Source organism: Streptococcus sinensis (assembly GCF_000767835.1).
Taxonomy (GTDB): Bacteria; Bacillota; Bacilli; order Lactobacillales; family Streptococcaceae; genus Streptococcus; species Streptococcus sinensis.
The window spans coordinates 1-9,007 of sequence record NZ_JPEN01000107.1 but is presented as its reverse complement, the minus strand read 5'-3'; the positions used below and the strand labels follow the sequence as shown (position 1 = coordinate 9,007).

Annotated in this window: 9 protein-coding genes; 1 reads left to right on the top strand and 8 read right to left on the bottom strand. The window is 42.6% G+C overall.

The window, feature by feature from the left end; translation table 11 throughout:
* The 8 genes from SSIN_RS09160 to SSIN_RS09125 all read right to left on the bottom strand — a co-directional run.
* The coding region (locus SSIN_RS09160; RefSeq protein ID WP_156956321.1) for a Spy0128 family protein at nucleotides 1-2,363 on the bottom strand (2,363 nt) is incomplete at its 3' end.
* A gap of 234 nt (nucleotides 2,364-2,597) precedes the next feature.
* On the bottom strand, nucleotides 2,598-3,200 hold the full coding sequence (locus SSIN_RS09155) for a lysozyme family protein (protein WP_037618204.1): 603 nt from the start codon (nucleotides 3,198-3,200) through the stop codon (nucleotides 2,598-2,600).
* Nucleotides 3,200-4,174, bottom strand: a complete 975-nt coding sequence (locus SSIN_RS09150) for a nucleoid-associated protein (protein WP_037618201.1) — start codon at nucleotides 4,172-4,174, stop codon at nucleotides 3,200-3,202. Before SSIN_RS09150 ends, SSIN_RS09155 begins: the two co-directional genes overlap by 1 nt.
* Nucleotide 4,175: 1 nt before the next feature.
* Nucleotides 4,176-5,438, bottom strand: coding sequence for a serine hydroxymethyltransferase (gene glyA, locus SSIN_RS09145; protein ID WP_037618199.1), 1,263 nt, complete (start codon nucleotides 5,436-5,438; stop codon nucleotides 4,176-4,178).
* 48 nt (nucleotides 5,439-5,486) lie between these two features.
* The gene (locus tag SSIN_RS09140) at nucleotides 5,487-6,077 is read right to left on the bottom strand and encodes an L-threonylcarbamoyladenylate synthase (protein ID WP_037618198.1); all 591 of its coding nucleotides are present in this window, start codon (nucleotides 6,075-6,077) and stop codon (nucleotides 5,487-5,489) included.
* The gene (gene prmC, locus SSIN_RS09135; RefSeq protein ID WP_037618196.1) at nucleotides 6,070-6,900 is read right to left on the bottom strand and encodes a peptide chain release factor N(5)-glutamine methyltransferase; all 831 of its coding nucleotides are present in this window, start codon (nucleotides 6,898-6,900) and stop codon (nucleotides 6,070-6,072) included. Before prmC ends, SSIN_RS09140 begins: the two co-directional genes overlap by 8 nt.
* The gene (gene prfA / locus SSIN_RS09130; protein WP_037618194.1) at nucleotides 6,900-7,979 is read right to left on the bottom strand and encodes a peptide chain release factor 1; all 1,080 of its coding nucleotides are present in this window, start codon (nucleotides 7,977-7,979) and stop codon (nucleotides 6,900-6,902) included. The genes prmC and prfA overlap by 1 nt, the downstream gene beginning before the upstream one ends.
* A gap of 36 nt (nucleotides 7,980-8,015) precedes the next feature.
* On the bottom strand, nucleotides 8,016-8,588 hold the full coding sequence (locus tag SSIN_RS09125; protein ID WP_037618193.1) for a thymidine kinase: 573 nt from the start codon (nucleotides 8,586-8,588) through the stop codon (nucleotides 8,016-8,018).
* Between the two features lie 153 nt (nucleotides 8,589-8,741).
* On the opposite strand from SSIN_RS09125, the gene SSIN_RS09120 reads away from it, so the two are divergent.
* Nucleotides 8,742-8,942 carry a 4-oxalocrotonate tautomerase gene (locus SSIN_RS09120; protein WP_280513277.1) on the top strand — a complete coding sequence of 67 codons (201 nt, stop codon included), beginning with the start codon at nucleotides 8,742-8,744 and terminating at the stop codon, nucleotides 8,940-8,942.
* Nucleotides 8,943-9,007: the final 65 nt, after the last annotated feature.

Sequence of the window (9,007 nt, the reverse complement as noted above, 5' to 3'; positions counted from 1 at the left end):
TCAACCCAGGCAACCAGCTGACCTCTTCCATTATCATAGACGTGTACAATTACAGGAACTGTTCTATTATCATAGGTGATACCATTTTCAGTTTCACCTGCTTTTGCTTCCACAATGGTGTACTGATAATGTCCTTCTTTTGTAAATTTAATAGGATTGAAGACTACGCGACCAGTTCCATCAGCATTAGTACCTTTATTCTTGATTCTTTGAACTTCTTTTCCATCATTGTCTTTCAAGATAAATTCAAATTCTTCGTCTTGAAGCTCTGTTGGACGACCTTCCAATTTTTTCTTAGCTTCAATTACAGCCTCAGCTGGTGAAGCGCTATAGGTATTTTTGATAGTAAGAGGGTCTATTTGGCTAGGAGTATAACCATCTATCGTATCTACGATGAGATTGCCTTCTTCATCGACTTCCATCACACTATAAGTGTACTTCACACCGTGCTCATCTGTCGCAGGGAGGTCTGTCCATTCTATAGTTCCATCTGTTTTGGGAACTTCTTTTTCTTCAACACCAGCCACTTCTTCAATCGTTCCACCTTCTGGTGTACGGTAGAGTTTGAAGTAAAATGTTGGACGAACACGTTCCTGACCGCCAACCCAGACTTTCTTAGCCGTCACGTTTATCTTTGGAACTTCATAAGTATTGGTTACTTGAGTCTTGTCTGCATTGTAAGATATGATGTAGTTGTTATCGCCAACTGCAACCTTCTCTCCTTCTTTCAGAGGAAGACCCGTCTGATCTTCAAGTTCGCGAACAGAATAAACTAGCTTGCTTCCATCAACATCACGTTCAGGAAGTTGATTTTTCCATTTATAAGTGTAAACACCGTTCGACACGGTTACTTCAGGGGTGTAGTTCCCAGTAACAGGTTTTGAATCTGCAACAGTTTGTCCTTCTTTGTGGACATACAAACCGAGTTTGACTTCTTTGTAGTCAGTTGCTTTTCCGTTTACCCAAATCTTGGTTGCTTCAAAGTCAACTGTCACACGTTTGTTAGAGATATTGAGGGGAACACCTTTTCCATCTTTCATCTCCACTTCAAACTCTTGACTATTTACCTGATAGCCTGGTTTCGGAGTCTTTTCTTTGACGATATACTTACCATCACTGAGAGCCTTTGAAAGAGCAATCCCGTCTTTATCTGTTGGCACTGTTTGAACTACTTTATTAGTAGCTTTATCAATGATATCAAATTCAACACCTTCTAACTTAACATCTGCATCAGCTTCATCGAATTTTGTGATTTTGATCTTTCCAGCGATATCAGCAGTAACAGTAGCACCTACAGACTTAACCGTTTTAAGAGTTGAAGAGTGCTCGGTTCTTGTTTCGATTGTGTTTTCCCTTTTTTTCCAAATTAATTGAGGTTCGTTATCTAACAAGTATTGAGCGGAGTTTTTCACCTCTGAGGTATCTGCCGGCGATGTGGTGAGATATCTTAGGTAAAAACTCTTGGTACCCATATTGGTCGGCATGAGCAATTCAAATCCACGTTTACCATTTGTAAAAGTCAGCAAGCCCGTGTTGTCTGGATCCTTTTTATACTCCTCAGGATCCGTTGTCACTTTATACACTTTAATTCTATGCTTTAAAGCAGCATAGTTCTTATCTGTCGTCTCGTACTCTACTTCAGATAGTTCAAAGGAACTTTCAATATAAGACGCAAGGGCTCCTAAGCCGATATTATCTGTAATTTTAATAGTGTGGTTCTCCATATCCGTCTTAGAACGGTTAATCCGCACATGCCATGTAATTCTAGGTAATTTCGGATCATTGATACCACTTTTAAAAACCAGTTCGCCTTCATGGGGGAGCTTAGGATACTTTTTCACCTCAAATTCGATTTCTTTCGTCACGCCTCCTGGCAAAGTGTAGGTGACCTTCTTAGTTACTCCTTCAACTGTTTGCTGTGCAGTCGCAACAAAGCTCCCACGGATATTTTGCTTATCCTTGACCTTGTCATTGAAAGTGAAAAGCAGTTGATGGTTCTTGCTATCTACCTGTACAGTCCCCATCTTTGTATTTGAATTTTTATCGATGAGATCTAGAGTCTGATCTTGTAAATCCAAATTAGTTGGAGCTTTTACTATAAAGTAATCCCCCGGCTTAATCTCATCCGCCTGTACACCAGGAAATGAGAAGTCGCCCGAGTATTTTAGTTCAACAGTTTTTGTGCTTGGACCGATAATGATATGTGAGTCACTCCCAGTTTCAGCAACTGTGACTTTCAAATTCTCGAATTTAGCCTTATCGGTAACATCAGCAGCAGATACCCGCTGGACATTCCAAAATCCTAGAACAGTAAAAATCGTTAGTAAAGATAAAAAGAAGCCTATCCACCTCTTTGTCTTCATAATAAATTTCTCCTTCTTCTAATTTTTTTATAAGCTTAGAGCATAACTATTGATATTATGTTCGTCTTATATTATACCTCAAACCAATCAAAAAAAACAGATTTTTTAAAGTTGTTTTTTTTGACAAAATGTCAACTTTTGACTCATTCTTAGTTGAGAGGAGACAAATAAAATATTTCACGATACACAAAAAAGAAAAGTTGGAATATCAAATGAACATTCTAACTTTTCTTTTTAAAACCAATTTAAAAGGCGAATAATATACATATTCATTTTAACCTGACGGGAATAATAATAATTGCCGCCGTTGATATAGAGTTCAGGGCCGTTAAATATGGAAATCAGGTTATAATAACTGTAGGTCTTACCGGTTACATTTCCCAAGCTTGGCGCTACCACTTCTTTTGAATATTTTTTAGCTAATTCAAGGGTATTTTCACCGCCATTAGTGGCTACATAGTCAATATAAGCCTGACCAAAATTGTAGGCCTGAACCGCCGTCCAGACATCAACTTTTTTCTCACTAGCCAGCTCCAGATTATTTGATAAAGTCTGAATCCCTTGACGGACGCTTTCTTTATTGTCTGTAATCGAATTGATTTCGCCTGTTGCGCTCTCACTAGACTGCATGAGGTCAGTGTTTCTTCCCTTGGTTTCTGTGTAAATCATAGCAAGAACCAGCTCTTCATTGGCAGCCGTATCTTGCTCGTCCAGTACTTCTCTGACTAAACTTTGGTAAGTCATAACCTGCTTGACATCACGATGGACTTGATAGCCTTTAAGCGCAATGGCAGCCAGAACGATGAGCAAAATCAGCCTTCTGATAAATTTAAACATTATTTACTTTGAATATCCTCGATATTTTTGATAAGAATAGAATAAGTTCCGTTATCATTCAGGATAAATTCCACGGATTCAGCATCCTGATAGACATTATTGGGAACGATCAGTTCTATTCCATTAGAAAGGGACAATTTTTGATTTTCGAACTTCTTTTTCTGGCGACTGCTGTCAATCTCGTCAAACTTGATTGGCTCTGGTACGGTTTCCTTAACTTGGTCAATAAAAGTAAGGCGAGCCGTCAAATTACTGTCAAAAAGTTCGTCTGCCAGCTTCTCTGGTGACAATTCGTCATTTTCTTCAAGATTTTTGAAAATACTGGATTTGACCTTGGACTGAAACTGGAAGTCGTCTGTATTAAAACTTTCAGCAATTTTTTGAGCTGTTTTTTCCAGAGTTTTGATGGATTTTTTTGGTGAAATCTTGGGACTGACCTGCAAGAGATTGTCAGAAAAATAGTTGAGAAAGGTACCATTGTACTTGATGCGCTTTTCAATCAGATGGTACTTGCGAGACTGGAGATTGATGACCAAAGCCTCGTCCGCACCCGTACCAAAGCCAGGCAGATTGTTCTGAGTCAGTTTGATAGGATTGTCCGTCTCGCCACCCAAATGGGTCAGGGTTTCTCGCAGAGCAATCCGCAGAAAAGCAAAGTGCTCCACACCCTCTTTATCAAACTGGACGAAAATCAAATCATTGGTTTTCTGGTTCTCACTGACAGAAAACTCCTCCTGCCAAAGCTTGGCCACCGTCACGGATGTTTCCAGTAAGTCGTCTGAAAGTTGGGCTAAAAAGACGTTTTCGGGATCGAAAATACCTGTTTTAGCCTCATCAGAATAGACTCGCTCGATTTTCTTACGCAGGTATTCTTCAATCTTAGGAGTGATGTTGAGAAACTTATCCGCCAACAGCAAGTCCGTATCAGCTGGGCTAAATTGATGGATGATGGCTTTTTTTACGTAAATATCCATCTTAGTTCAGACCCTCATAGAGCGGAAAAGCATCTGTCAGTTCGCGAACTTCCGCCCGTACCTGATTTAGCACCGCTTCATTTTCAGCATTTTCTAGAGCCTTGATAATGAGTTCAGCCACCTTGATACTTTCTGTTACACCAAAGCCTCGAGCTGCAATAGCTGCTGTACCAATACGAATTCCGCTAGTCTTAAATGGTGACAGGGTTTCGTAAGGAATGGAGTTTTTATTAAGCGTGATATTGACCTCATCTAAGAGATTTTGCGCCACTTTCCCATTTTCTACAACCTTAGTGACATCAACCAAGAACAGGTGATTTTCAGTACCGTCAGAAATCACACGGAACTTATCATGCTGACGGAAGACTTGCACCATGGCTTGGGCATTGTCCAAAATCTGCTGGGCATAAACCTTGAAAGCTGGATCTAGCACTTCTTTAAAGGCAACTGCTTTGGCTGCAATGACGTGTTCCAATGGTCCACCCTGAATGCCTGGGAAGATAGCTGAGTTGATTTTCTTAGCTAGGTCTTCATCATTTGTCAAAATCAAGCCGCCACGAGGTCCGCGTAAAGTCTTGTGGGTCGTCGTGGTTGTGATGTCCGCATAAGGCACAGGGCTCGGATGGAGACCAGCAGCGACCAAGCCAGCGATGTGAGCCATATCGACCATAAGTTTGGCACCGACTGCGTCCGCGATTTCACGGAATTTTGAAAAGTCGATGATATGAGAATAGGCTGAAGCACCTGCCACAATCAGCTTAGGCTGCACTTCCTTGGCTTGTTTGAGGATGGCATCAAAGTCCAGCAATTCTGTTTCTGGATCAACGCTATAAGGTACAAAATTATAGGTTTGGCCAGAGAAGCTGACTGACGCACCATGAGTCAAGTGGCCGCCGGCAGACAAATCCATACCCATAACAGTATCGCCCGGCTCAATCAAAGCCATATAACCAGCACAATTTGCTTGGCTGCCTGAGTGAGGTTGCACATTCGCAAACTTAGCACCAAAAATTTCCTTAGCGCGCTCAATCGCCAGACTCTCAATCACATCTACTACATCTGTCCCACCATAGTAACGGCGACCAGGATAGCCTTCAGCGTACTTATTGGTCAAAATAGAACCTTGAGCAGCCATGACAGCTTTAGAAACGACATTTTCTGAAGCAATCAGCTCAATATTATGCTGCTGACGTTCTTCTTCTTTAGCAACTGCTTCCCAAATCTCTGGGTCAAATGCTTTGTAGTCTTCTTGGTCAAAAATCATAAGGTGTCTCCTTCTTTTGAGAAAATAGGGCGCTAGGCCCCCTAAAAGTTAAAATGTTATATCCCTTACTTGGGCAAGAATATCCTCGCGAGTAATGGCTCCTTGGCGCAAAATACGTGCCTTTTCTCCAGACAAGTCCAGAATGGTTGAATCCTGACCTGTCAAGGAAGCATCATCTTCTAGTCCCGATACTTGCCCTTGAAAATCCAGCATAATCTGCTGGAAATCAGTTCCACTGGCTTTTCCAGAAAGATTGGCGGATGGCCCGATTAAAGGACCGTATTTTCGAATTAAATCCAATGTAATTGAATGCTTGGGAACTCGAAAACCAATGGTCTTCATGCCTGAGTTAATCCAGATTGGGACTTGGTCATTGGCTTGGAGAATGATAGTCAGTGGCCCAGGTAGAAAGGCTTGATAGAGTTTTTCTAGATAACTGGGCTGGTTCTTAGAAAAACGGTAAACTTCTTCCAAGCTAGCCACATTGAGATTGAGAGCCTTGTCATGAGGTCTTCGTTTTAATTCGTAAACTTGCTGAACCGCCTCTTCGTTCAAGGCCTGGGCAAAAAGTCCATAAACTGTTTCCGTCGGCAGGACAACCGCTCCGCCTGCTGCCAGAGTCTTTTCTATCTTATCCATTGTCCATCGCCACCATTCTATCCTTGCCAAATTGATCCTGCAGGACTCGGATTCGTTTTTGCGGGAATGATTTTTTTAATAGCTCCCCGACACCATCTCCTTGCTTGTAACCAATTTCCAGATAGATTTTTCCTTTTTCTGTGAGATGCTCCCCTGCCTGATCGGCTATTTTCCGATAGACGGCATAACCATCCTCCTCTGCGAAGAGGGCCATATGAGGCTCTGAGGCTAGAACGTTGAGGCCGACTTCTTCCTTATCCGCTTCTGAAATATAGGGCGGGTTGGAGACGATAATGTCAAATCTTCCACTAATTTCTTCAAAGCAATCGGATTGGAGAAAAGCTAGGTTAAGTCCGCAGGACTGAGCGTTTTCTGCCGCCAAGGCAAGAGCCTCTTTTGAAATGTCGGAAGCGGTAATCTGCCAGTCTGGACGGCCGTTTGCCAGTGCAAGAGCAATGGCTCCGCTGCCGGTGCCGATATCCAAGACAGACAGAGATTTTTCAGGATTTTCTGACAAAATCAGCTCCACCAGCTCCTCTGTCTCAGGCCTTGGAATCAACACCCGCTCATCAACCTTGAGAGTCAAACCGTAAAAGTCACTGTTCCCAATGATATACTGGGCCGGCATGTGAGCAAGCAGCTGCTCTTGAATCGCTTTTAGCTTTTCACGTTCTTCCTGGCTAACTTCTGCCCGAAGTTTGAGAACAAAGTCGGTAAAGGAGAGCTCATTGAGTGCCCGATAAACGAAAGACAGGCTTTCTGCTTCTTCTCCAGCTGCTACCAGCTCTTGTTCTAATTCAGCCAAATATTGAGCTAATGTCATTATTTATTCAGCTCTTCTAGTTTTTGCGTTTGATCATAAAGCACCAAGGCATCCACAACTTCATCCAATTTACCTGACAAGATGGTATCTAGCTTTTGCAGAGTCAAGCCGATACGGTGATCTGTAACACGGTTTTGCGGGAAGTTATAGGTACGGATACGCTCTGAACGGTCACCAGTACCGACAGTCGACTTACGCTCGGCGTCTTGCTCGTCTTGGGCAATCTGCGCAAAGTGGTCAGCAACACGCGCACGGATAATCTTCATAGCCTTCTCACGGTTTTTCTGCTGGGTCCGCTCTTCCTGCATCTCAACCTTGATATTGGTTGGCAGATGGACAATACGAACAGCTGTCGCCACTTTGTTGACGTTCTGACCGCCAGCACCAGATGCGTGGTAGATATCTACCCGCAGGTCCTTAGGATCGATATCGTATTCCACTTCTTCGATTTCTGGCATAACCAAGACAGTTGCCGTCGAGGTGTGAACGCGGCCTTGGCTTTCGGTTACAGGAACCCGCTGTACGCGGTGAGCGCCAGACTCATACTTGAGCTTAGAGTAGACCGACTGCCCCGAAACTATAGCTACAACTTCTTTGAAACCACCGACACCGTTCATTGAAGCTTCCATGACTTCAAAACGCCAGCCTTGGGCTTCCGCATACTTCTGATACATAGTCAGCAAATCGCCTGCAAAGAGAGCCGCCTCATCACCACCTGCAGCACCGCGGATTTCCAAAATGATATTCTTATCATCGTTTGGATCTTTAGGTAAAAGGAGGATTTTTAGTTTTTCCTCGTATTCTTCTTTTTCAGCCTTGGCATCTTTAAGCTCCTGTTTGGCCATTTCTTCCAAATCAGCGTCACCAGAGGCGTCTTTAATCATTTCTTCAGCGTCTGTGATGTTTTGCAGGACTTTTTTATACTCGCGGTAAGTCGTTACTGTATCGCGAGTACTGGCTTCTTCTTTAGAAAGCTCCATAAATCGCTTGGTATCGCTGACCACATCTGGGTCACTTAATAGTTCGCCAAGCTCTTCGTAGCGGTCTTCCACTGCTTGTAACTGTTCATAGATATTCATAGATTTTTCATCATCTCCTTTGTTTCTATCGTTGGATTATTTAATGTCAGGGTTAAAATAGTGCTTGCGACAGACTGAGATATAGGTCTCGTGGCCGCCAATTTTAATCTGCTCTCCGTCATAAACCGGCTTTCCGTTATCAGTCCGTAAAACCATGGTGGCCTTACGAGAGCAATATTGGCAAATGGTTTTAATCTCCTCAATCTTGTCAGCCAAGAGCAAGAGGTGTTTGGAGCCTTCAAAGAGTTCATTGCGAAAATCATTTTTCAGACCAAAAGCCATAACTGGAACATCCAGCTCATCCACCACTCTTGCCAAATCATAGACATGATGGCGCCTCAAGAACTGAGCCTCATCAACCAAAACGCAGTAGGGCTTTTCAGGCAGGCTTTGAATATAACCAAAAATATCTGTCTGATCCTCGATCGCTAGCGCATCACGCTTCATACCAATGCGACTGGAAACGACACCAAAACCGTCGCGTGTATCAACAGCCGAGGTCATGATAACCACACTCTTACCTTGTTCTTCATAGTTGTGGGCCACTTTTAAAATTTCAATGGTCTTGCCCGAATTCATTGTGCCGTATTTATAATATAATTGAGCCATTTTTATTTCTACATTTTCTCTCTAAGTATTGTCTTTTATAGGACTTCCAACTCTGTAAAAAATTTTGTTGAGAAGACTGACCATACTTCCTATTATTTTACCACAATTCACCACTCTTTCAAACCTCATTTGTGATAAAATAATATTAACGAAATAAAGGAGGCAGAAAATATGCCATTTGTCAGAATTGATTTATTTGAAGGTCGTACTCTGGATCAGAAAAAAGCTCTTGCCAAGGAAGTAACTGAAGCCGTTGTCAGAAATACAGGCGCACCTCAGTCTGCTGTCCATGTCATTATTAACGATATGCCAGAAGGCACCTACTTCCCGCAAGGAGAAATGCGTACAAAATAAAGAGGAGGCTGGGACAAAAGTCCTAGCCTCTCAATTGTTTTTGGATTGTCGAGCAAGACGCAGTG